At 58.6% G+C, this 23954-nt stretch carries 22 protein-coding genes; 14 read left to right on the top strand and 8 right to left on the bottom strand.

Features of this window, described 5'->3' with window-relative positions; translation table 11 throughout:
• Positions 1 to 22: 22 nt before the first annotated feature.
• The 5 genes from infB to ACZ1GU_RS11070 are packed head-to-tail and all read left to right on the top strand — an operon-like array spanning position 23 to position 4684.
• Positions 23 to 2545, top strand: coding sequence for a translation initiation factor IF-2 (gene infB / locus ACZ1GU_RS11090; RefSeq protein ID WP_472648046.1), 2523 nt, complete (start codon positions 23 to 25; stop codon positions 2543 to 2545).
• A gap of 14 nt (positions 2546 to 2559) precedes the next feature.
• Complete coding sequence (locus tag ACZ1GU_RS11085; RefSeq protein ID WP_472648045.1) at positions 2560 to 2985, top strand: PaaI family thioesterase; 426 nt, start codon at positions 2560 to 2562, stop codon at positions 2983 to 2985.
• A complete protein-coding gene (locus tag ACZ1GU_RS11080; protein ID WP_472648044.1) occupies positions 2985 to 3533 on the top strand; it encodes a DUF1697 domain-containing protein in 549 nt (182 codons plus the stop codon). Before ACZ1GU_RS11085 ends, ACZ1GU_RS11080 begins: the two co-directional genes overlap by 1 nt.
• 3 nt (positions 3534 to 3536) lie before the next feature.
• Positions 3537 to 3950 (top strand): 30S ribosome-binding factor RbfA, encoded by a 414-nt coding sequence (gene rbfA, locus ACZ1GU_RS11075; RefSeq protein ID WP_472648043.1) that lies wholly within the window; start codon positions 3537 to 3539, stop codon positions 3948 to 3950.
• Entirely contained in the window at positions 3947 to 4684 is a 738-nt protein-coding gene (locus ACZ1GU_RS11070; protein ID WP_472648042.1) for a hypothetical protein, read from the top strand. Before rbfA ends, ACZ1GU_RS11070 begins: the two co-directional genes overlap by 4 nt.
• A 9-nt stretch (positions 4685 to 4693) precedes the next feature.
• Here ACZ1GU_RS11070 and ACZ1GU_RS11065 read toward each other — a convergent pair whose 3' ends face one another.
• The 3 genes from ACZ1GU_RS11065 to ACZ1GU_RS11055 form a co-directional block, all read right to left on the bottom strand.
• Complete coding sequence (locus ACZ1GU_RS11065) at positions 4694 to 5281, bottom strand: YceI family protein (RefSeq protein ID WP_472648041.1); 588 nt, start codon at positions 5279 to 5281, stop codon at positions 4694 to 4696.
• Between the two features lie 62 nt (positions 5282 to 5343).
• Positions 5344 to 6240: an AbgT family transporter gene (locus ACZ1GU_RS11060; RefSeq protein ID WP_472648040.1), complete on the bottom strand. Its 897-nt coding sequence runs from the start codon at positions 6238 to 6240 to the stop codon at positions 5344 to 5346.
• The gene (locus ACZ1GU_RS11055) at positions 6170 to 6994 is read right to left on the bottom strand and encodes an AbgT family transporter (RefSeq protein WP_472648039.1); all 825 of its coding nucleotides are present in this window, start codon (positions 6992 to 6994) and stop codon (positions 6170 to 6172) included. Before ACZ1GU_RS11055 ends, ACZ1GU_RS11060 begins: the two co-directional genes overlap by 71 nt.
• A 126-nt stretch (positions 6995 to 7120) precedes the next feature.
• Between ACZ1GU_RS11055 and ACZ1GU_RS11050 the strand changes: the two genes are divergently transcribed.
• Both ACZ1GU_RS11050 and ACZ1GU_RS11045 read left to right on the top strand, forming a co-directional pair.
• Positions 7121 to 7699 (top strand): thymidine kinase, encoded by a 579-nt coding sequence (locus ACZ1GU_RS11050; RefSeq protein ID WP_472648038.1) that lies wholly within the window; start codon positions 7121 to 7123, stop codon positions 7697 to 7699.
• A gap of 24 nt (positions 7700 to 7723) precedes the next feature.
• Positions 7724 to 8428 (top strand): site-2 protease family protein, encoded by a 705-nt coding sequence (locus ACZ1GU_RS11045; protein ID WP_472648037.1) that lies wholly within the window; start codon positions 7724 to 7726, stop codon positions 8426 to 8428.
• Here the strand turns inward: ACZ1GU_RS11045 and galK are convergent.
• Genes galK through ACZ1GU_RS11020 form a run of 5 tightly spaced genes read right to left on the bottom strand, consistent with a single transcriptional unit; the run spans position 8406 to position 14370 of the window.
• Entirely contained in the window at positions 8406 to 9446 is a 1041-nt protein-coding gene (galK, locus tag ACZ1GU_RS11040; RefSeq protein WP_472648036.1) for a galactokinase, read from the bottom strand. The genes ACZ1GU_RS11045 and galK overlap by 23 nt on opposite strands.
• Complete coding sequence (locus ACZ1GU_RS11035) at positions 9439 to 10530, bottom strand: galactose-1-phosphate uridylyltransferase (RefSeq protein ID WP_472648035.1); 1092 nt, start codon at positions 10528 to 10530, stop codon at positions 9439 to 9441. Before ACZ1GU_RS11035 ends, galK begins: the two co-directional genes overlap by 8 nt.
• A complete protein-coding gene (gene glpD / locus ACZ1GU_RS11030) occupies positions 10527 to 12071 on the bottom strand; it encodes a glycerol-3-phosphate dehydrogenase (protein WP_472648034.1) in 1545 nt (514 codons plus the stop codon). The genes ACZ1GU_RS11035 and glpD overlap by 4 nt, the downstream gene beginning before the upstream one ends.
• Before the next feature lie 5 nt (positions 12072 to 12076).
• Positions 12077 to 13663 (bottom strand): alpha-galactosidase, encoded by a 1587-nt coding sequence (locus ACZ1GU_RS11025; protein WP_472648767.1) that lies wholly within the window; start codon positions 13661 to 13663, stop codon positions 12077 to 12079.
• Positions 13570 to 14370: a glycoside hydrolase family 36 N-terminal domain-containing protein gene (locus ACZ1GU_RS11020; protein WP_472648033.1), complete on the bottom strand. Its 801-nt coding sequence runs from the start codon at positions 14368 to 14370 to the stop codon at positions 13570 to 13572. The genes ACZ1GU_RS11025 and ACZ1GU_RS11020 overlap by 94 nt, the downstream gene beginning before the upstream one ends.
• Before the next feature lie 137 nt (positions 14371 to 14507).
• Here ACZ1GU_RS11020 and ACZ1GU_RS11015 point away from each other — a divergent pair, with 137 nt between their 5' ends.
• From ACZ1GU_RS11015 to pnp, 7 genes are all read left to right on the top strand, one after another.
• Complete coding sequence (locus tag ACZ1GU_RS11015) at positions 14508 to 15365, top strand: AraC family transcriptional regulator (RefSeq protein ID WP_472648032.1); 858 nt, start codon at positions 14508 to 14510, stop codon at positions 15363 to 15365.
• 185 nt (positions 15366 to 15550) lie between these two features.
• The gene (locus tag ACZ1GU_RS11010) at positions 15551 to 17737 is read left to right on the top strand and encodes a TonB-dependent receptor (protein WP_472648031.1); all 2187 of its coding nucleotides are present in this window, start codon (positions 15551 to 15553) and stop codon (positions 17735 to 17737) included.
• Between the two features lie 50 nt (positions 17738 to 17787).
• A complete protein-coding gene (locus tag ACZ1GU_RS11005; RefSeq protein ID WP_472648030.1) occupies positions 17788 to 18426 on the top strand; it encodes a hypothetical protein in 639 nt (212 codons plus the stop codon).
• Between the two features lie 199 nt (positions 18427 to 18625).
• Positions 18626 to 20077: an SLC5 family protein gene (locus ACZ1GU_RS11000; protein ID WP_472648029.1), complete on the top strand. Its 1452-nt coding sequence runs from the start codon at positions 18626 to 18628 to the stop codon at positions 20075 to 20077.
• A gap of 31 nt (positions 20078 to 20108) precedes the next feature.
• Positions 20109 to 21032 (top strand): tRNA pseudouridine(55) synthase TruB, encoded by a 924-nt coding sequence (truB, locus tag ACZ1GU_RS10995; protein WP_472648028.1) that lies wholly within the window; start codon positions 20109 to 20111, stop codon positions 21030 to 21032.
• A gap of 12 nt (positions 21033 to 21044) precedes the next feature.
• Entirely contained in the window at positions 21045 to 21314 is a 270-nt protein-coding gene (gene rpsO, locus ACZ1GU_RS10990; protein WP_472648027.1) for a 30S ribosomal protein S15, read from the top strand.
• Between the two features lie 218 nt (positions 21315 to 21532).
• Positions 21533 to 23827, top strand: coding sequence for a polyribonucleotide nucleotidyltransferase (gene pnp / locus ACZ1GU_RS10985; protein WP_472648026.1), 2295 nt, complete (start codon positions 21533 to 21535; stop codon positions 23825 to 23827).
• The last annotated feature ends 127 nt before the right edge of the window (positions 23828 to 23954 follow it).

Genomic DNA, 23954 nt, shown 5'->3' with positions numbered 1-23954 from the left:
CACGAAGGACTAACGAGCTAGAATGAGCGACGAAGATAAAAAATCTGCCCGTAAACCGCTGACGCTGAAAGGTGCGCAGCCTGGCGAGGTCAAACAGACCTTCAGCCATGGCCGGACCAATAAGGTTGCGGTTGAGGTCAAGCGCCGCCGTAAGCTCCTAAAGCCAGGCGAAACGCCTGAACCTGCGCCAGCGCCCGCACCCGAGCCAACGCCGGAACCGGCCGCAAAGGCGCCCGAGCCTGCCAAAAAGGCACCGGCGAAAAAGGCTCCTCCGGCAGAGACGCCGCAGGAGCGTGTCGCTCGCCTTCAGCGAGAGGCAGAAGAAGAGCGTCTGAAGCTCGCCGAAGACGCGCGCAAGCGTGACGACGCGAAAGCGAAAGAGGCCGCCGCTGACGAGAAGAAGCGCGCCGAAGACAATCGTAAAGCCGAAGAGGAAGCGGACAAGCGCGCGGCAGAAGAGGCCAAGGCGGCAGTTGCCGAAGCAGAAGCTGCTGCTGCGGCTCCGGCTGATGAAGGCGATGCGGGCGCAGGCTCGACGCCGACGCCAGCTGCGCGCAAGTTTACGCCAGTTGCCCGGCCAGAGCCCAAGCGCCCTGAAAAGAAGAAAGAAGACAAGAAGAAGCGCGGCGGAGCGCCTGAGCGCCCGGACAAGCGTCGCTCTGGCAAGCTTACAGTCACCAAAGCGCTCAACGAAGACGAGGGGCGCCGTGCGCGTTCTTTGGCTGCGCTCAAGCGTGCGCGTGAGAAAGAGCGCCGTCTGCAAGGCGGTGGCTCGAACAAGCCGCGCGAAAAGCAGGTTCGTGACGTTATCGTGCCTGAAGCCATCACTGTGGGCGAACTCGCCAAACGGATGGGCGAAAAGGGCGCCGACCTCGTCAAGGAGCTGTTCAATCTCGACATGATGGTCACCGTCAACCAGACGATTGACCAGGACACGGCAGAATTGCTGGTCGAACAATTCGGCCACAACATCGAGAAGGTGTCCGAGGCCGATGTCGATATCGACACCAGCGAGGACAATGATCCGGAAGAGACAAAGAAACCGCGTCCTCCGGTTGTAACGATCATGGGCCATGTCGATCACGGCAAGACCTCGCTGCTTGACGCCCTGCGCGGCACCAATGTGACCAAAGGTGAAGCTGGCGGGATCACGCAGCATATCGGCAGCTATCAGATCACCACCAAGGACAAGCAGAAGATCACATTTCTCGATACGCCGGGACACGCGGCCTTCACTGAAATGCGCCAGCGCGGCGCGAATGTGACTGACATTGTGGTGCTGGTTGTCGCGGCGGATGACGGCATCATGCCGCAGACGATTGAGGCGATTAATCACACCAAAGCTGCTGGCGTCCCGATGATCGTTGCGATCAACAAGATGGACAAGCCGGAGGCGAACCCGGACAACATCCGTAACCGTCTGCTCGAACACGAAGTGATCGTGGAGAGCCTGTCGGGCGAAGTGCAGGACGTGGAAATTTCGGCGCTCAAAGGCGATGGCCTGGATGAGCTGATCGAGAAAATCACGCTGCAAGCGGAATTGCTTGAGCTGAAAGCGCGTCCTGATCGCGATGCCGAGGCTACCGTGATCGAAGCGCAGCTCGACAAGGGGCGCGGTCCTGTCGCAACTGTTCTGGTGACGCGCGGCACGCTGAAGCGTGGCGACACATTCGTGGTAGGCACCGAAAGCGGCAAGGTCCGCGCGGTGGTCAACGACCAGGGCAAGCAGATCAAGGAAGCCGGACCATCGATGCCGGTTGAGGTCCTCGGTCTTGGCGGTGTTCCGTCGGCTGGCGACCTGCTGACCGTGGTTGAGAATGAACAGCGTGCGCGCGAAGTCGCTGAATATCGTCAGGAAAAAGCGACCGAGCAGCGCACCGCGCTGGCTCCGACCAGCTTTGATACGATGTTCAACAATCTGCAAAGCGCCGTAATTGAATTCCCTGTGCTGGTGAAAGCCGACGTGCAGGGATCGGTCGAGGCGATCAACAACGCGCTCCACAATCTCTCGAATGATGAGATCAAGGTCCGCGTGCTGCACGCAGGTGTTGGCGCAATCACCGAAAGCGACGTGACGTTGGCGGCGGCTTCGAACGCTCCGATCATCGGCTTTAACGTGCGCCCGAATGCGAAGGCGCGCCAGCTGGTCGAGAAGGAAAAGGTGCGGATGATGTATTACGACGTCATCTATCACCTGACCGATGAGATCGCGAAAGAGATGGCGGGCGAGCTTGGTCCGGAGCGGATTGAGAACGTGGTTGGCCGCGCAGAGGTCAAGGAAGTCTTCAAGTCTGGCAAGAAGGACAAGGCGGCCGGTCTGCTCGTCACCGAAGGCGTTATCCGCAAAGGTCTCCACGCGCGTCTCACCCGCGAGGATGTTATCGTCTCGGCAACGACCATCGCTTCGCTGCGGCGCTTCAAGGATGACGTGGACGAGGTCCGCTCGGGCCTCGAATGCGGCGTCGTGCTGGAAGACACGAACGACATCAAACCGGGCGACAGCCTTGAGGTGTTCGAGGTCGAGGAGCGCGAACGGACGCTGTGATGCGGGGCTAACGGATGACCAAACTGTACCAGGGTCAGCGTTCTCCCTCTGCCGATCTCATGGGCAGCGAGTTCGTCGCCTTCGACGCAAACAAAGGCGAACTCACCACACGCTTCACGCCTCCTGCCAGCTTCGCTTCACCGCGCGGAGCTGTGCAGGGCGGCCTCATCGCAGGTTTCCTCGATGAGGTAATGGGCGGCGCGCTGCTGGCCGTTACCGAGGATAGTGAGGACGGCGTGAGGCTGCCGCTCAATCTTGACCTCAATCTGACCTTCATTTCCATGGTGCCGCTTGCGCCACCCATCGCAAAAGGCCGCGTGGTCAAACACGGTCGCCGCGTCGTGTTTCTCGAAGGCGAACTGTTTGATGAAGCGAGCGGCCAGCTGCTCGCCCGCGCGACGTCTACCGCCATTCCTACCCCAATGCCCGGCGGCGACTAATGGCGCGCTTCCTGGCCCTGTTGGGCAGCATCAATATCGGCGGCAACCGGGTCAAAATGGTCGATTTGAAAGCCGCGCTCGCAGACGCGGGCTTTGGCCAAGTGCAAACCATCGCAGCGAGCGGAAATGTCGTTTTGTCGAGCGACAAAACCCCCGCGCAACTGGAAGCTGACTTGGCGCAGTTCATGTCCGACCGCTTTGGCTTTAACAGCCGCGTCATGGTGCGCAGCATGGCGGAAGTGCAATCCGCCATAACCGACAATCCCTTCCACGGGACAGGGCCGGAGCACGGTTCTGACAAGATGGTGCATTCGATCTTTCTGGCCGGCCAACCGACGCAAGATGCGTTCGAGGCGCTGTTGCAAGAGCACAAGGATCGCGGCGCAGAACGCCTCGCGCTCGGCGACCGCGTGCTCTATCTCGACTACGTCCACGGGGTCGGCGTGTCCGACCTGACCGGGCGATTTATTGAAAAGCGACTTGGATTTCGCGGCACGGCGCGCAATATGAATTCACTCAAGAATATCCTTTCGAAGATGGAGGGCTAGGGCATGGCCCGCAGGCAAGATTTCACCGCTGAACAGCAATCGGTCCGCGTCCTGAAAGTGGGTGAACGGGTGCGTCACATCCTGTCCGAGCTGCTCGCGCGGCAAGAGGTGCATGACGAGGTGGTGAGCGCCTCGAACATCGCCGTGACTGAGGTGCGGATGACGCCCGATCTGCGCAATGCGACTGCCTATGTGAAGCCGCTGCTCGGCACAAATGAGGATGATGTCGTCAAGGCGCTGCGCCAGAACACCGCCTATCTGCAGCGCGAAGTGGCCACGCGCCTTGGCCTCAAATTCGCGCCCAAGCTCAAGTTCCGCAAGGATGAGAGCTTTGGCGAGGCGGATCGGATCGAGAGGTTGCTCAATGATCCCAAGGTCGCGCGCGATCTGGGCGAAGATGATGGAGATGCCGCATGAGTTCGCTCTGGGGCGCGTTCCTTCTCGCGGGCGCAGCGCTTCAGCCAGCGCAGGCCATCGATGCGCCTGCCGGGGTTGAAGAAAACGAGCCGGTCCGCGCCGAGCCGGTTTTTGAATACGAGACGGGCTACCGCGATATGAGCTTCGTCCCGCGCGGGTGGAAGCTGTATGACAAGGCGGAGGGCGACCTCGACGGTGATGGCCGCACAGACAGCGTGCTGATCATTCAGGGCAACGATCCGGCTCTGATGATCACCAAGACGCAAGGTCTGGGCATGGATTACTACGATGCCAATCCGCGTGCCGTGGTGGTGTTGTTGCAAGATCATCACGGCCAATACCGGCTCGCTGCGAAGAGCCTGACGATCATTCCCGATCACAGCCAGCCGACTATCAGCGACCCTTACGAAATGATGCGGATCGAAGACGGTTCGCTTTACCTCAACATTGCCTTCTTCGCCAATGCGGGCAGCTGGTCGATGTCCAACCAGCAGTTTCAGTTTCGCTGGGACGGCAAGGCGATGGCGTTGATCGGTTACGAGAGCAATGAAGTGCGGCGCAACACGGGCGAGATGCGTCAGACCAGCGTCAACTACCTATCGCGCAAGCGAAAAGATGCAGTCGGCAATATCGAAGACGAAGATGATGAGACCGATTGGAAGTGGAGCGATGTTCCGCGCAGTCAGCGCTACACGCTCGGCTCTATCGGCAATGGTTACGATTTCAGACCGTAAGCCTTCACTTTAACGCGGCACCATCCGCGCTTTCATTCTGATATTGACCTTGTTGCCGACGATCAGTTGAAACGCCTTCATATTGTATTGGCGGCGATCAATCGTTGTGGTTGCGGTGAAGCCGACTGGCGCATTGGCGGTGACCTTTGTTGGGTCTTTATCAAACACGACACTCAGCGTTTGCGGCTTTGAAACACCGCGCGCGGTAAGTTGACCGGTGAACGTGCCTTTGGTCGGGCTCGTCAGTTTCAGTGAACTCCCGACAAAGCGCACAGTGGGATATTTCTCCACCCAGAAGAATTTGTCCCCTTTGAGCCGGTCGCGCGTCAGATCGTCCGACGCGGTCAGCGCGGTCGCATCGAAGGTGACGTTGATGCTGGCCTTGCTGATCTGCTGGGGATCGACGGTGATGCGCCCGTCCATCTTGGGGAAGGTCATCGTCTTGCTGCCCAGACCGAAGAAGGCGACTTTGCCGGTCAGCTGGCTTGCGCTTTCATCAAGCTTGTAATTGCGTGGCGCGCTGGTGTTGGCTGCTAGGAACAAGGCGAGCATCGGCACAGCCAGCAGGCGTGTCGGGAAAAGGCGATTGGGTTGCATAATGATCCTCTCTCCTCCCCTAATACGTCGCAACGCAGCCAAAAGTTTCATCCGATGACTGCTTAGGCCCCGGAAGCAGCTGGCAACGCATAGTCAACTGGCGCATCCGGTCCCAACGGAATGCCGAGATAGAACCAGACGACGATCAGCGCCGTGCCGGAGATCAGCAGCCATACCGAGTAGGGCAGCATCATCGCGGTCAGGCTGCCGAGGCCGAAATCCTTCTGCCAGCGCTGGGCGAAGACGAGGATCAGCGGGAAATACACCATTAACGGCGTGATGATGTTGGTCGCGCTGTCGCCGACGCGATAGGCTGCTGTCGCGCCTTCCGGGCTGATACCGAGTAGCATAAGCATCGGGACGAGGATCGGGGCTAACAGCGCCCATTTCGCGCTCGCCGATCCTACAAACAGGTTCAGCAGGCCAGCAAAGATCACCATCAGGCCGAGAACCAGCGGCAGCGGCAGGCCGGTCGACTGGATACCAGCTGCACCGTGAACCGCCGAGATCAGACCAAGGTTAGACCAGCCGAACATCGCGACAAAGTGTGCTGCGGCAAATGCAAGGACGAGGTAATACCCCATATCTTTCATGCTTTCCGCCATCATGTTGACGAGATCGCGGTGGTTCTTGATCGCTCCGGTGGCGCGGCCATAGGCCCAGCCGGTCGCGAGGAAGAGAATAAAGAAGGCAGCGACCAGCGAGCGATAGAGCGGCGCAAGCTGCGCATGGATCGAGCAATCGGGAATAGCCGCGCCCGTTTCGGTCAGGCAGGCAGGCTCATCGACGAGCGGCGTGCCGGGAGCAAATACCATAATCAGCCACAGGACGACCACGCCCAGCGCTGCGACCCCTGCATGGCGCAGGCCTTTGCTGGCAAGCGCGCCGTCATGCTCGTACCGGGTCGGGGCTTGTTCCGTCGGCTTCGATGCCGGCTTGCGCGCCGCCCGTCCATGCACCGAGACGCGGCTCGATCACCTTGTCAGTCACATACCAAATGATCGGCAGGTAGAGGAAAGTCATCGCGGCTATGAAATACCAGTTGCCGGCAAGGTTCGCGGTCCATAAGGGATCGAGCGCGCTCACGGAGACCGCTTCTTCTGTGATGCCGAACAGCAAGGCGTCGAGCTGACCCGGAGAGATATTGGCCGAGAAGCCGCCGGAAACGCCCGCAAAGGCTGCGGCGATACCAGCCATCGGATGGCGACCAGCTGCGGCGAAGAGAATCCCTGCGAGAGGGATCAGCACCACGTAACCGGCATCGGCGGCGTGGTTGCCGATCATCGCAACCAACGCGACGACAGGAGTGAGAAGTGCGGTCGGCGCGGCCTTCACAGCCTTCGACATGCCAGCGGCGAAAAAGCCCGAGCGCTCGGCAACGCCCGCGCCCAGCATTACCACCAGCACATATCCAAGCGGGTGGAAGTGGGTGAAGGTTGTCGGCATTTCGACCCAGAGCCGCTGGATATTATCGGGCGAGAGCAGGCTAACCGCCTCGATCTTGAGCGGCGTCCCGGTCGTCTCATCGAGTGATGTCGGGTGGAAAGCCGAGACGCCCAGCCCCGCGCAAACGATTGAAACTACGACCAGCGCGATGATCAGATAGAAGAAGATAAAGACCGGATCAGGCAGCTTGTTTCCCGTCCGCTCGACCCATCCCAAGATGCCGCCCATGCCCTGATTGCCGTCGGTATTCGGCGCTGCGCTTGCCATTGCTGTAGATCCCCAAAATATCGCGTTTGATCGAGGGCTAGCATTGCCGCTCGCACCTGTCTGCCCTGTTAATGAACTCTGTGTGCAACTGGCGCGATGGCTGCAGGCGGGCTAGCGTGGCGCGCAATGGCCAAGCTCTATTTCTACTATGCGAGCATGAATGCGGGCAAAAGCTCGAACCTCTTGCAGGCCGCGTTTAATTATGGCGAGCAGGGTATGACCGTCTCTTTGTGGACTGCTGCGATTGACGATCGGCCCGGCTTTGGCGCGATCAGCAGCCGGATCGGCCTGTCGAGCGATGCGCACCGTTTTGATGGAGAGACCGATATTGAGGCTCATGTGCTTGAGGATCACGCGCAGGAGCCAATCGGCTGTATTCTGCTCGACGAGGCGCAGTTCCTGACTAAGGCGCAGGTTTGGCAATTGGCGCGGCTAGCAGATAGTCACGGAATTCCAGTGCTTTGCTATGGCCTTCGCACGGACTTTCGAGGCGAGCTTTTCCCCGGCTCTGCGGCTTTGCTTGGCATTGCCGATGCCTTGGTCGAGTTGAAAGCTGTGTGCCATTGCGGGCGCAAGGCGACCATGAACCTGCGGGTCGATGCCAGCGGCAAAGCAGTCAAGGAAGGCGCGCAAACCGAGATCGGGGGCAATGATCGTTATCTGGCACTCTGCCGCAAGCACTTCAGCGAAGCCCTAGCAGACTAGGGTGCTGAACCCTATTTATTGCCTATGTCCGATACGCTTACACTAGCCGTTCTGCTCATCCCCTCGCTGATCATCGCCATCGTTTTTCACGAGGTCGCGCATGGCTATGCCGCCTTGGTTCTGGGCGACCCGACCGCGAAGGAAAAGAAACGGCTGAGCCTCAATCCGCTGCGCCACGTTGACCCGGTCGGCACTCTGCTCGTGCCCGGCGGATTGGCGCTGGCTGGAGCGCCGGTGTTCGGCTGGGCGAAACCTGTTCCGGTCCAGGCATGGCGGCTCAACAATCCGCGCTATGGCATGATGGCGGTCGCAGCGGCTGGGCCGGGCACGAATTTCGTGCTGGCGTTTGTCGGGGCAGTTTTCTTGGGCCTGTTCGGCTCCGAGTTGAACGCCGGTGCGAGCATGGAAGAGCCAAGCCTGCTGGTGCAGGGCTTGTTTTACTTCATTCTGATCAACGTGTTTCTTGGCCTTTTCAATCTGCTGCCGATCCCGCCGTTTGACGGATCGCACATTTTGGAAGGCCTGCTGCCGCGCAAGCTGGTTCCTTATTATGCGAAGTTGCGCCCGTTCGGCTTTGTGCTGTTCTTCGGCCTTGTCGCTGTGACATGGTTTGCTCCTGAGTGGGGCGTGCTTGAGAACACCGTTGGACCGGTACCGTCGACTGGACGATGCGCAAGTTCCTCGCTGTGTCGGCTGCGATTGGGAGCTAACCGCTCACCGCGTCGATAAAGCGCGCCTCAGGGTGCTGTTTTGTGAGGGCGGCCAGCCATTCCTCGCGCGCGCCCTTTTCAACGCAGGCGACAATGCAACCGCCGAACCCGCCGCCGGTCAGGCGCGCTCCAACCGCGCCTAGCTCGACTGCGCTTTCGACCAGCGCGTCAATCTCAGGCAGGGACATTTCGAACAGATCGCGCATCGACGCATGGCTTTCCTGCATCAGCGCGCCGAACGATGGGATGTCGCCCGCTTCCAGCGCAGCGATCGAATATTTCACCCTCGCATGTTCGGTGAGGCAGTGCAGCGCGCGGCGCTTGGGCACATTGTCGAGTTCGGCTTCCTCCACATCCTCGCGGGGAAGCAGGCAAAGATCTTCCGTCCCGAAATGGCGTTTGGCTGCGTCGCACTCGACTTTGCGCGCAGCATAACGGCCATCGGTCAGCTTGCGCGTAAAGCCTGAGTGGATGACGACCATTTCATGACTGCTCGGCAGAGTGACGAGGCTGTATTCCAGCGCCTTTGTATCGAGCGCCATCGCGGTTCCGGGCGTCGCGAGGGCGACCGCCATCTGGTCCATGATCCCGCACGGCACACCCATATAATTGTTTTCGACCCGGCGCGCTGCGACCGCCAATTCGACATCAGATTGTTGGCCACTTGCCGCAGCGCGCGCGGCTTTCAGCACAGCGACGATCAGGGCTGCGCTTGATGAAAGGCCAGATCCTTCGGGAATGGTCGAACGCACATCGAGGCTCGCGCCCCCGCTCAGGAGGCCGAGCGAATTGGCTTCTCGGATCGCGCCGACAAGGGGGTCGGACCAATCGCCAACTGCATCGTCAGAAAGATTGCGGATGGCTGGCGTGTCGTAAGCAGTGGAGCTGACCGCCACTGTCTGATCGTCGCGGGGGCTGAGTGCAACGTCGAGACCGATCGACAGCGCTGCAGGAAGCACCATCCCGCCATTATAGTCGGTATGCTCGCCGATGAGATTGACCCGGCCCGGCGCATGCGCGGTGAATGTCTCAGTCATGTTTGCTCAGCTCTCGCAGCGCGGCAACTGCGCTTTCCGGCATGACATCGACGGTGAACGTACCGGTGTGCTGTTCAACCGAAGCAAGGTATTTCTGCCGCCCTGGCGCCCGCAACAGCGGGTAGAATTGCACGGTGAAGTGATATCCTGTCGACCCTCCACGAGGGGCCGCGTGAAACGCCATCATGGTAGCAGCGGGTTGCTCGAAGAGTGCGTCATAGCGGCGCGTCACTTCGCCAAGCCAGTGTGCCAGCCCGTCCAGCTCCTCGTCGCTGCAATCCCACGGACCTTCGCGCCGAACGCGCGGCGCGAGCCATACTTCGTAAGGTAAGCGGGCGTAGCGCGGAACGAAAGCTGCGACCCCGCCTTCCTCGCCCAAGCCATAGTCAGGCATCGCGGTCTCGATCTCGCCAGCAAGATCATACCCGCTGGCAAAGGCGTCAATCGCGCGCTGTTGTATCTCTGGAACCCGCGCAAAGCCGTAAATCTGCCCGTGAGGGTGGTGCAGCGTCACGCCCACTTCATCGCCGCGATTTTCAAACGGCAGCACATATTCGCAGCCTGCGTTGAACAGTGTTTCATACCGATCGAGCAGAGCCGCGATCAGCACATGCCTGCGATCCTGCCCGATTGTGTGCAGGCTGCCTTTTGCTTCGGTCGCATAGACCACGACATCGCAAGCACCCTTGGCCGGTTCGCTGGTTATGCCGCGCAAATCAGCGGCCTCGGCTGCGCTGGGGTGGAATGCGGCGAATTTATTCTCGAATATCGCCAATTCGAAATCCTCGAACGGGATTTCTGTTTCCGGTCCGCCGGGCCGCGTCGGCGCGAGCGGATCGTTTGCGGCAGACGGCTTGAACGTGCGGTTCTGCCGGTGCGCGGCGTACACATTCCACTCATCGCGTAGCGGGTGATGCCTCAGCTCTCCGCCCTGCGCTATTGGATCAGCGCTTTCGCATTGCAAAGCGCCTGCATGGGGTGAGTGTCCGTAAAGCTGGAGCATGCGGCCATCGGCCTTGCGATGGTCGCGCCGATAGATTGTTTTGCCGCCAAGTGCGCGGGGTAGGGCGGTGTTATCGCTCATGCCGCGCTCGCCTGCGTGGCGTCGCGCGCGGCGAACCAGTCTTCGACTTTTCGCCGCGCCGCCTCGTCGATATGCAGCTTTAGCTTGCTGCGCCGCCACAGCACATCATCGGCGCTGCGCGCAAATTCGTGCTCGACAAGATATTCAAGCTCACGCGCGAAGAGATCACCGCCCAAATGCTCGCCCATGTCATTCAGGCCATTCGCACCTGACAGAAAAATATGTGCACGTGTGCCATAGGCCCTGGAGAGGCGCAGCGCCGCTCCATCGGGTAGCCACGGATAGCGCGCGGCCAGATCGCCAACGAAAACATCAAAACGCATCGGATCGATATCGCCGCCGGGAAGCTGCGCATCCACCGTCCAGCTCTTCGTTCCGTGCCCGAGTTTTTCAAGCGCATGTTCGGCAAGCTTGCGATAAGTCGTGATTTTGCCCCCGAAGATCGACAGGATCGGCGGAGCATCTGCACCGCTTTCATCCTCGTCTTCCAGTTCGAACACGTAATCGCGCGTTACCGTCGAATTGTTCGCCGATGCATCGTCGTAAAGCGGGCGCACCCCTGCGTAGCTGGAGATGGCTTGATCGGGTGCAATGTCAGTCTTCAGATACTCATTCGCCGCATCGCAAATATAGTCCTCTTCCTCAGGCGAAATCTCGATGCCCGACGGATCCCCTTCGAACCCCTGATCAGTGGTTCCGACCAGCGTGAAATCGCGTTCATAGGGGATCGCGAAGATGATCCGGTCATCCTTGTTCTGGAAGATGTAGCAGTGATCACCATCGAACAGTTTCGGGAAGATCAGATGGCTGCCTTTGACGAGGCGCAGGTTCTGGTGCTGCTCGCGCGGAATAGCCCGGCCCAGAACCTTGTCGACCCATGGTCCCGCGGCGTTGACGACCTGTTTTGCAACGATCGTGGTTGCGCCCTCCGCATCGCGCAAGGTCGCTTTCCATAGACCGTCTTCGCGGCTTAGATTGGTACATTCGGTGCGGATGCGAATATCAGCCCCGCGCTCTTTCGCATCAACACAATTGAGGACGACGAGGCGCGAATCCTCGACCCAGCAATCGGAATATTCGAAGCCTTTGACCAATCGGTCTTCGAGGATTTGCCCGTGCGGTGCCTCGCGCAAATTCACCGTGCGGGTTGGCGGCAGCAGCTTTCGCCCGCCAAGATGGTCGTACATGAACAGACCAAGCCGCAGCAGCCAACTGGGCCGCAGCCCCTTGTCATGCGGCAGCACAAATCGCAGCGGCCAGATGATGTGGGGCGCCACTCTCAACAGCCGCTCGCGCTCGATCAGGCTCTCGCGCACCAAGCGAAATTCATAGTGCTCAAGATAGCGCAAGCCGCCATGGACCAGCTTGGTCGAGGCGCTCGAGGTGTGGCTCGCAAGGTCGTCTTTTTCGACGAGGCACACCTTGAGCCCGCGCCCCGCTGCATCGCGCGCAATCCCGGCGCCGTTGATCCCGCCGCCAACCACGAGCAGGTCAAACAGGTCGTTATCGGACTGAACCGATGATTCCGCCGAAAGCGTCATAGGGCTCAGGTGGCCGCTTCGAGATGATAGATCAAGCAGGTGTCCGGGAAAGTGAGGGGCGGCTGTACCCCGTGTCCCATCAAAGCTGCACCTGAGAAGGTTGTTCCCTCTCCCAGAAGATCGGCTGCATCCACGATCGATGGCGTGCTGAGCGAGGGGTTCTGGGTCGGCCAAACCATCCGCAAACGATAGTTGCGGGCAGGGTCCAGTCCGCCGAACAAGATGCGGTCTGGCAGAGTGCGAAGCTCACTTTCCAGCTTGGCATACGAAAACAAACCTTCGCTCTGATCGCGTGCCACGCAGCCGATCATATTGGTCGTCGCGGTCGCTCTCAGCCGCAGAAAATGCCCGCCATGGATCAGCTCGCGGTGTTGTTTATGAAGCGCAATGCCGGCTTTAAGAATTTCAAGATCGGCCTCGCTTTCTTCACGCAGATCAAGCTCCATGCCCATGTGACCGAAGATCGCGCTGGCGACCCGGAAATGCATAGAGAACTTGCGTCCTGTGATATGGCAGCGTTTCGGCCCGACATGGTTGCCCAGCACTCTTAGGGGCAGGAAATGGCTGCCGCCGCGCATGATCTGGTGCCGAGTGCGGGCATCGTTGTTGTCCGAGGTCCAAATGCGATCAGTGTGTCGCAAGACGCCAAAATCGGCGCGCGCACCGCCCGAACTGCAGCTTTCAATCTCCAGATCTGGGTGGGCATCGCGCAGCCGCTGCATCAACCTGTAAACCGCTTTAGTCTGCGCATGCATGGCACCGCGCCCGCCGCTGCCGGGGTAGTTAGTGTCGCGATTCATGTCCCATTTGATGTAAGCGATGCCATATTCGCTAACGAGGCTGGTAATCTTCCCAAACAGATAGTCGGAGACTTCATCGCGGGTCAGATCGAGCGTGAACTGGCCGCGGAATGGCACTGCTTCAACACCGTCAGCGCCGAGCACCCAATCGGGATGCGCGCGGTATAGGTCACTGTCCGGATTGACCATTTCCGGTTCGAACCACAGGCCAAACTCCATGCCGAGTTCTTTAACGCGGTTCGCGATTGTGTGGAGACCGTCGGGGTAGACTTCGTCCGAAACCCACCAGTCGCCAAGACCCATATCGGCATTGCGGCGACCGCCAAACCAGCCATCGTCCAGCACAAAACGCTCGGCCCCGACCGCGGCTGCGTGGTCGGCCAGCTCGATCAGCGTCGCATCATCGTGGTCGAAATAGATCGCTTCCCAAGTGTTGTAATGGACCGGACGCGGCTTGGAAAAGCTGCGCTGATCGAGCACGCGGTCGCACAGATAGTCGTGGAATTTCTGCGAGACACCGTTGAGCCCGTCTTTTGACCACGCGGCGATGAAATCAGGTGTTTGATACCGTTCGCCCTTGGCCAGTCTTATCTCTCCGGGGAAAGCCATTTCGCCCATCTGGACCAGCGAACGTCCGTCACTGTGGCGATCTAGGCGCAGGCGACTGTTTCCACTCCATGCGAGGTGAAAGCCTGCGGTCAGCCCCTCGCTGTCGGAGGTGGAACCGGTCCCAAGGAATGTGCCGGGGAAGACATCGTGACTGGTGCGCCCCGCCTTGTTTTCGCGGACGATGCTGCCTTGAAAGCTGCCAATCTCCTCAATCGCAAACTCGCCTGACCAGCGGTACCGGTAAAGCTGAACATGCGGTCGAGGCGTTGGTCCACGGGAAGACAAAGGGCTGTGCACCAATCCAGTTCAAGACTGGTGTCGCTAAGGTTTTCGATCGAGGTGTTGGTCGACAAAACGCCTGTTGCAGGGTCAATCGACAATTGATGGCATACCGCAACATCGGTGTTCGCGTCGCGGCAGCAGACCTCAAGCGTGTTTGACGCAGGCTGTTCGATGCGTTCAACCCGCAGGTCGATCGCCCAGTCTTGCCCGCCGCGATGCGCAATCAGGCCTGAGGGACCGGAAATGCCAGTGCCGATTTCATTGATCATTGAGCCTCTAAGCGGGACCGAGGCTGTGCCGGGTGCGTGCTGGCGCGTGGCAAGAATGGCGAGTTCTTCAGGTTCGACGCCCGGCAAGTCTGGGCCGGCATAGAGAATGATTGGCCGCGCTCCGCGTGTTGCCTCGATCGCGACAAAGGCACCGCCCGCCCGAAGCGTGGCAAAGTCATGGTCTTGCGCTGGCGTATCGGCAGGGTCGGTCGCCGGCGAGGGGGCATGGTGAAGAATCGCGACCTCTTCACTTGCCCCGTCACCTTGGTGATCCTGAGCAGGATTGGACTCGTTGCCAGCACCTTCAAAATCGGTGTCAATTTCGGTGTTGTCAGCCATCCAAGCTATCCATCCTCTCTTGCAAACCGCAGTCTGAGCGCTTTGCCCGGGAGAACATTTTTAGCAATTTGTCTGGTTTGTGAAGTTGGGATTTGGAGAGGCATGAATTTTTTGGTAAACGCTCAATACGGAATGGAATGAATAGGATTATGTGGGAAGAGAAAGTCTATAAACAAAACCTGCATCTCTCGCCAATCGGCGGGATAAAACTTGCTTGCTTTCTCAACAAAGGTGTCGGGGTCCTGACAGCTAAAAGGACGCTGCCACACTTTACGCTGGTTTATGTGACCCGCGGTGAAGGAAGCTATCGCGATGAAACCGGCATGTCCTGTAAAGTGGAAGCAGGCGATGCGATCTTAGTCTATCCGGGGGTGGAGCACTGGTATGGCCCGAGGCCAGGAGACAGTTGGGACGAATTCTATCTTGTGTTTGAAGGGCCGGTGTTCGACATGTGGCGCGAAGGCGGATGTTTTGATCGGGACCGGCCTGTTATACCGCTGAAGCCAATGGATTTTTGGCGTGATCGCATACTTTCCATAATCAACGCGCCGCAGGCTCATTCGGAAATCGAATTGCTGCGGGAATCGATCCGCTTGCAGGAATTGCTCGCTGATATCACGCAGGCCGGGGCTGAGGATCTTGGCGACGATATTGCGTGGCTGGAGCGCGCAAAGGCTGCCATTGCGAGCCAAATGGACGTTCGTGAAGCCGCTGCTGGAATGGGCCAATCCTACGAGGCTTTTCGAAAGCGCTTCCGCAAACTCTCTGGGCGGTCGCCAGGGCGATACCGAACAAGCCTGTTGATGGAACAGGCGTGCGACATGTTGAACGAGCCTGGGGTGCTGTTGCGCGATATTGCGGATGAGCTGGGCTTTTGCGACGAATATCACTTCAGTCGCCAATTCAGCAAATCGGTCGGCTGGTCACCATCTGAATACAGGTCGCGAATTGGCCGTGGCCAGCGCGAATTTGAACATTTGGGAGGTGTACCATAGCACGGTGAAGGTGCCCTAATAGCCCCTCAGAGCAATCGTGGCATATTTAATACACATCTTGCGTTACGTTTCCATTCGTTAAGCGATCTAATCCCAAAAAATTCATGCCGATCCAATCTGCCCATGGCTTTCATCACTCTGCGCGGCATTCTGCCAAAAGAGAGATAAGCCAAGGGAGATAGGCTATGAGAATTTCGAAGCGGGCACTTTGGGCTCAGTCTGCGGCGATAGCTGCCATTGCGACATCAGCACCAGCCATTGCGCAGGACGGCGAAGCCGCAACTGTCGATGGCGACGAAAACGTCATCGTCGTCACCGGCTTTAAGAAAAGCCTCGAAGATTCGATCAACCTGAAGCGAGACAGCTCAGTTGTCGTAGACGCAATCTCGGCCGAAGACGTCGGCAAGTTCCCGGATCAGAACGTTGCAGAGGCGCTTCAGCGCATTACCGGTGTTGCGATTGACCGTTCCGGCGGCGAAGGCCAGTCGATTACGGTTCGCGGCCTCGGTCCGGAATTCAATGCGGTTTTGCTCAATGGCCGTACGCTTGCGACCGACAATCCCGGTCGGGAATTCTCTTTCGACGTGCTCGCCGCAGACATCATCCAAACCGCTGAAGTCTACAAGTCTTCACAGCCCGGCCTGCAATCGGGCGGTATTGGTGCGGTGGTAAACATCACCACTGCCAAGCCGCTGGATCGCCCTGGCTTTAATGTGTCGCTGTCGGCGGCGGGTATCTACGAGAATCTGAGCGAAGATCTTGGCCTCGATCTCTCCGGTGTTGTGTCTTACTCGACCGATACGTTCGGTGTCCTGTTTGGCGGCTCATACCAGCGCCGCAACGCTCAGATCGACCGCAACATCACCAATGGCTATGCTCTGCGTCAGGGCGATGCCGCGATCTTCGCACCAGAGAGCTCAACCGGTCTGCAAACGACTGACATTGGCGCGCTGCCCGAGGGCGCTCGTGTGCAGCAACAGGTTATCTTCAGCCGCGACGAGCAGGATCGTGACCGCCTGACGCTCAACGGTGCGGTGCAATTCGCACCATCGGATAGCTTCACCGCGACTTTCGACGGCCTATATTCGAAGCTTGAGATCGACTCATTCGACCAGCAGTTCTCCGGCTTTTTCAGCCCGCCATTCCTTGATCCGCAGATCGATGCCAATGGCACGGTAACCTCGTTTAGCCGGCCAAGCATCGATTTCGGCACGCGTAACCCTGACATCGCCGACATCGTTGGTTTGTCACAGAACGATAACGTGCTCACCTCGAACAACCGCGAAGCAGAAACATTGGCATTTGGCGGAAACTTCGAGTTTGAAGCCAGCGATAGCCTCAGCTTCGTCGCTGATGTGTCGTGGTCGCGTGCGACCCGCGATGGCACGAATCCGTTCGTAGTGCTCGGTGCGCTTGCGCCTACTTCGCCGCTGATTGAATCGGTCAACACCAGCGGTATTTCGACGATCACCAACATTAACGCAGCTGACTTTGTCGATCGTGACATTCAGCGCCTGCACTTTGTGAACGTCAACCGCACGCGCGTCGAAGACGAAGTTTTTGAAATCCGCTTGGATGGTGAGTGGGAAGTGGACGCAGGTCCGCTCCAGTCGATAACCTTTGGCGGCATCTATACCGATCGTGAAAAGACGCAGGATGTGTTCGACAACTTTGCTGATCCAGGGTTCGGAAGCCTGACTGCGGCGCAAATCTTCTGCGCTTATTGCGGCTACACAGTGCCGTTTGACACCTCGATCTTGAGCGAATTCGCTTTCGACAACTTCCTCAGCGGTGTCCAAGGTGCGAACACCGTTCCAGCCACCATTTTGACTGCCAGCTTTGCAGATGCCTTCGCGCAGCTAAACAGCATCGCCAACCTGCAAAACGCTGATCGCACAGGTGGTAACACTGCTGAGCTGATCAACTATTTGAACAGCGGTGGGCTGGATCCGGTACTCGGCATCTACACGCCTTCGTTCAATCCGGGCGGCAGCTTCGCAGTTGAAGAGCAGATCTATGCCGCGCACTTCAACACTGAGTGGGGCGGTGACTTCGGCGGAGAGCTGCCATGGTCGGCTAATATTGGCTTCCGCATTGCTTTCACCGATGTCGTGTCGAGTGGTATTGACCAGCCAGTCATCGAATTCCGCGAGACACCCGGCGATACGCAGTTGGTCACAGTCTTTGGCCCGGCGACTGACATCTCGGTTCCGAATGACTACGTGAACTTCCTGCCGTCGGTGAACTTCAAGCTTGAGCCAACCGAAGACACGGTTCTGCGCCTAAGCTATGCTCGGACGGTGACGCGCCCGACGCTGACTGCGCTCGGTGTTGCCAACACATTTGGCGGTACCGTTCTGATGCGCCGCTGAGCGGTGGTGGTAACCCGCTGCTCAACGCCTTTGAAGCGGACAATTTTGACGTGTCATTCGAATGGTATTTCGAGCCACTCAGCTACTTCAGCGTTGCCGGTTTCCATAAAGAGCTCGGCGGCTTCCTGGAAGAGTCCACTCTGCCAGTGCCGGGCGTGGTGATCTTCCCGGCTGGCAATGGCGGACTAACGGTCGATACACCGGTCGATGTGACCTTCCAGGATACGCGTCAGCGCAACGGGCTTTCAGGAAGCATTACCGGTGCGGAAATCGCCTTCCAAAAGACGTTTGCAAACGGCTTTGGCGGCATCGTCAACTACACCTATGTGAATTCAAGTCAGGACGACGCGCCTCCAGGCGACCTCGGCTTCAACGGGTTCACACCGCACACCGTAAACCTCACGGCGTTCTACGAGGATGATCGCTTGTCGGCACGTGTTTCGTACAATTATCGTGACGGCTTCCTGGTGCAGGAAAACGACGTGCAAAGCGAACCGCGCCAGCGCGAGAGCTTTGGCCAGGTGGACTTTTCAGCCAGCTATGCGCTGACCGATCAATTCCAGATCTTTGTCGAAGGTCTTAACGTTCTCAACGAAGACACGCGTGACTTCTCGCGCTTCCGCAACCGCGTGCTAACTTATGAGCGCACCGGTGCGCGCTACACCGCAGGTGTTCGTGCGAAGTTCTGAGGATAAAGTGACGCAAAGCGTCGCATGATGCGATGAGGGGGAAAGCGGGCATTCCTATTTTGGAGTGCCCGCTTTTGCCGTTTCTGTGAGATTTAATCCGCAATTCGCTGCCTAGAAGGCTTGGCAAGTCGAAGCGGACTTGTGACAAGGTGAAAATGAGGGAAGCGCCAGACAGATGGCGCTTTGAGGAGAGTTTTCGATGGATCCGATCCAGATCGCCGTCTTCGTCGGCATCACCGCGCTTATCGCTTTTGCAACATATCTGCATTGCCGGGGCAAATTGGACGAGCGGCATCAGGGGGAGAAGGACTACTTCCTCGCTAGCGGCGGCCTCAAATGGTATTTTATCGCTGGCTCAATCACGCTTACAAACCTCTCGACGGACCAGCTGATCGGCATGAATGGCAATCAGATGGCGCTGCTTGCGTGGTGGGAATTTGCCGCTGTGGCGGGCCTGCTGATCCTCACTTTCGTGTTCCTGCCAGTCTACTACAAGAACGACTGCACGACGACGACTGAGCTGCTGCAAAAGAAGTATGGCGACAAAAACATCCGCGCGCTGATCAGCGTGCTGTTCCTGTTCGGCAATCTGTTCATCTTCCTACCGGCGATCCTTTATGGCGGATCGCTATTCCTTCTCTCGATGGTCGGGCTCGATACAGGCCTTGATAACCTCCTGATCGTCTCTGTCGTGCTCGCGACCGTGGGTGCCTGCTACGCAATTTTCGGCGGGCTGAGGGCGGTTGCGGTTTCGGACACATATTCCGGCGTGCTCATCCTTGGCCTGGCGCTTTTGGTGGTGTTCCTCGCCCTGCAAGCGATCGACTTTGACCTGACCGGCATTCCTGCGGATCGCCTGACGCTGATCGGCGGCAATGACAGCCCGATCCCGTGGCATACCCTGCTCACTGGTATGATCTTCATCCAGACATTCTACTGGTCGACCAATCAAACGATTACGCAGCGCGCCATGGCTGCGCCAAGCATCAAAGAGGCGCAAAAGGGCGTGCTGACAGCGGCGGGCATTCGCTTGCTGATCGTGCCGGCGATTGTCGTCATTCCGGGTATCGTATCTTACAAGCTCTATGGCGATGTGGGCGATGCGGCCTATGGGCGGATCGTCGGCGATGTGTTGCCGGTCTGGCTTTCGGGCGCGTTCGCAGCTGCGCTTGCAGCGGCGGTGCTGACGACCTTCAACTCGATCCTGAACGCATCGGCGGCGCTCTATGTCTGCGACATTCACGAGGCCTATGTGGACCGGCTGAAGTCTGTCGCGAAACTGAGCGCGATTGTTTCCATCGCAATGTCAGTTCTTGCATTGTTGCTGGTGCCATTCTTTGCGAGCCAGGAAAGCCTGATCAACACAGTGCAGCAGCTCTATGGCCTGCTCTCTATGCCAATCTTGTCAGCTTTTGCTGTGTGCCTGTTGTTCAAGAATGTGAAGGCAGGCGCGGCGATGATCGGAGTGGTCACAGGCGTCCTGTTCTACGGCTTCTGGAGCATGGTGTGGGAGCCGGCGCATTACATCCACGGCATGGCTGTCACGCTGGTTCTCTCGATTGCGACTGCGCTGGTCATGAACAAACTGGTTTACGGTGAAACGCCGATCTTCTCGCTCGGTGGTGCGGATCCGGTCCCTGAACCCGCTTGAGGCGCGCGCGCGAAGCGCCTAGCGGGACGGCATGAGCGATAAGAAGCCCGCGCCCCACGGCTGGATCATCCTGGATAAGCCGCGCGGGCTTGGTTCGACGCAGGCGGTTGCGGCAGTAAAGCGGAACCTGCGGCAAGGTGGCTTTTCCAGAACCAAGGTCGGCCATGGAGGCACGCTCGACCCGCTGGCCGAAGGCGTCCTGCCGATTGCTTTGGGTGAGGCGACCAAGCTTGCGGGGCGAATGCTTGATGCGAGCAAGATTTACGACTTCACCATCCTCTTTGGCGAGCAAACCGATACGCTCGACACGGAGGGGGCTGTGACCGCGGTCAGCGACGTCATGCCGTCACTCGAAGAGATCAAGGCCACACTGCCGCAGTTCACCGGCCCGATTGAACAAATTCCGCCTGCTTATTCTGCGCTCAAAGTTGACGGCAAACGCGCCTATGATCTCGCGCGGGCAGGGGAGGAAGTGGCGCTGAAAAAGCGCAGCGTTACGATCCATTTCCTCACCATCGCGGACGGCTCGAAAGAGCCGGACGAAATCACGCTCACCGCCCACGTTTCCAAGGGCACGTACATCCGAAGCCTCGCACGCGATATCGCCCACGCACTTGGAACCTGCGGCCACGTCACCTATCTTAGGCGCACAAAGGCGGGGCCATTCCTCGAAACTCATGCGATTTCGCTGGACAAGTTGAACGAAATCGCTAATGGCGCGCAACTATCTGACCTACTCCTGCCGTTAGAGGCAGGGCTGGACGACATCCCGGCCCTTCACCTCGATCAGACAGACGCGCAGGCGGTCCAACAGGGCCGGGTCTTGTCTGAGCTGCCCCAACCACCCGGGCTCTATTGTGCGATGCTGGATGCTCGTCCCATTGCGCTGATGGAAATTCAGGATGGGACCGCGAAGGTGGTCAGGGGTTTCAACCTTCCCGATGTCGCTGAGTAAGAGAGTATATACATGTCGGTAGCACCCGAGCGTAAGCAAGAAATCATCAAGGACAACGCAACTGCCAAAGGCGACACTGGTTCGCCAGAAGTCCAAGTCGCGATTCTGACCGAGCGTATCAAAAACCTGACCGAACACTTCAAAGCGAATCACAAAGACAATCACTCGCGCCGTGGTCTGCTTATGATGGTCAACAAGCGCCGCAATCTGCTCGCATACCTCAAGAAGAAGGATGTGGAGCGCTACAACGTCCTGATCCAGAAACTGGGTCTGCGTAAATAAGAGTTTCGTGAGAAAGGCGGCTCCAAGCGGGTCGCCTTTCTCGCATCTGGGGAGCGCTCGAATGTACGGCGCTCCTTTATCAAAGGGGCACAGGCTGCAATTCGGCAGCCTAGCCTTGGGGCTTTGCAAACCACGCCCCACACCGGACCGGGACGGATTACCCGGCACAGTAGGCCCCGCACCGCAATAAGGCCGTGCGGGTCATTTTAGGAAAATCAATGTTCGACACGAAAACCGTATCGCTGGAGTGGGGCGGAAAAACCCTCACTCTGGAAACAGGCCGTATTGCCCGTCAGGCAGACGGCGCCGTATTGGCAACCTATGGCGAAACTGTGGTGCTGTGCGCCGTGACCGCCGCCAAGTCAGTCAAAGAAGGTCAAGACTTCTTCCCGCTGACCGTTCACTACCAAGAAAAATTCTCTGCAGCTGGCCGGATCCCGGGTGGCTTCTTCAAGCGCGAAGGCCGCGCGACGGAAAAAGAAACGCTAACCTCGCGTTTGATCGACCGTCCGTGCCGCCCGCTGTTCCCCGAAGGTTTCTACAACGAAATCAACGTAATTTGTCAGGTTCTCTCCTATGATGGCGAGACCGAGCCAGATATCGTTGCGATGATCGCAGCATCGGCAGCGCTCACTATCTCTGGCGTACCCTTCATGGGCCCGATTGGCGCTGCCCGCGTTGGCTACACCAATGATGGCGAATATGTCCTCAACCCGACAGTTGCTGACGCACTTGGCGAAGATGGCAATCTCGACCTCGTCGTTGCCGCCACGCAAGACGCGGTGATGATGGTTGAATCCGAAGCGAAAGAACTGACCGAAGAGCAGATGCTCGGCGCGGTCATGTTCGCGCATGAAGAAAGCCGAAAGGTCATCGGCGCTATTATCGATCTGGCGGAGCAGGCTGCGAAAGAACCTTGGTCGCTCGATCCAGTCGAAGACAAAACCGAGAAAATGGCGAAGCTCCGTGACGCTATCGGTGCCGATCTCGAAGCCGCCTACAAGATCACTGACAAGTCCGCTCGTCAGGACGCGGTCAACGCGGCGCGCGAAAAAGCACGCGAAGCCTTTGCCGATCTCGCTGAAAGTGATCCTGCCGAGTATCTCGGCACGCTGAAGCTGGTGAAGAAGCTCGAAAGCGACATCGTTCGCGGCTCGATCATCAAGGATGGCACGCGCATTGACGGTCGTAAGCTGGACCAAGTCCGCCCGATCGAAGCGATGGTCGGCCTGCTGCCACGCACCCACGGTTCGGCGCTGTTCACCCGCGGTGAAACGCAGGCGATCTGCACCACCACGCTCGGCACCAAAGATGCTGAGCAGATGATCGATGGTCTCGAAGGTCTGTCCTACAGCAACTTCATGCTGCACTATAACTTCCCGCCTTATTCGGTCGGTGAAGTGGGTCGTTTCGGCTTCACCAGCCGCCGCGAAACCGGTCACGGTAAGCTCGCTTTCCGCGCGCTTCGTCCGGTTCTGCCAACGGTTGAGGACTTCCCTTACACGATCCGCGTTCTGTCAGACATCACCGAGTCTAACGGTTCGTCTTCGATGGCGACCGTCTGTGGCGGCGCGCTGTCGATGATGGACGCTGGCGTTCCGCTGGCACGCCCGGTTTCGGGCATCGCCATGGGCCTTATCCTTGAAGGTGAGGACTTCGCGGTTCTCTCCGACATCCTTGGTGACGAAGATCATCTTGGCGATATGGACTTCAAGGTTGCCGGTTCTGAAGAAGGCATCACCAGCCTTCAGATGGACATCAAGGTTGCCGGCATCACGCAGGAAATCATGGAAAAAGCGCTTGAGCAGGCGAAAGCTGGCCGCGCGCACATCCTGGGTGAAATGGCCAAGGCGCTTACCGGCGCTCGCACCGAGGTCAGCAAGCACGCTCCGCGTATCGAGACTATGCAGATCGACAAATCGAAGATCCGCGACGTTATCGGCACGGGCGGCAAGGTGATCCGTGAGATCGTCGCTGAAACCGGCGCGAAGGTCGACATTGACGATGAAGGCACGATCAAGATCAGCTCTTCAAACGCTGATGAGATTGCGGCTGCGAAGGCCTGGATCGAAGGCATCGTCGAGGAAGCCGAAGTCGGCAAGATCTACAACGGCAAGGTCGTCAATATCGTCGACTTTGGCGCATTCGTGAACTTCATGGGCGGCAAGGACGGTTTGGTCCACGTCTCCGAAATGAAGAACGAGCGCGTCGAGAAGGTCACTGACGTTGTTTCCGAAGGCCAAGAAGTAAAGGTCAAGGTCCTGGAGATCGACCAGCGCGGCAAGGTCCGCCTGTCGATGCGTGTGGTCGACCAGGAAACAGGCGAAGAGCTAGAAGACACCCGTCCGCCTCGCGAAAACAAGCCACGCGGTGATCGAGGTCCTCGTGGCGGCGGCGATCGTCGCGGTGGCGGCGGTCGTGGTCGCGGTCCGCGTCGTGATGGCGGCGGCGATCGTGGTGGAAACGGGGGCGGCGACGGTCCAGCGTCGATGCCTGACTTCCTGAAGGACTAAGTTCTTCTAGATCGAACAAAGAAACCCGCTGGGAGCGATCCCGGCGGGTTTTGTTTTGTGCAAGCGCATCCGCGCTCGCGACATCCTCGCGCCTCCGGTGCTGTGGGCGGGCATGGGCCCTTGCGGT

It is taken from the genome of Erythrobacter sp. HA7-11, assembly GCF_055693605.1.
This window is presented reverse-complemented; position numbering and strand designations above follow the sequence as displayed.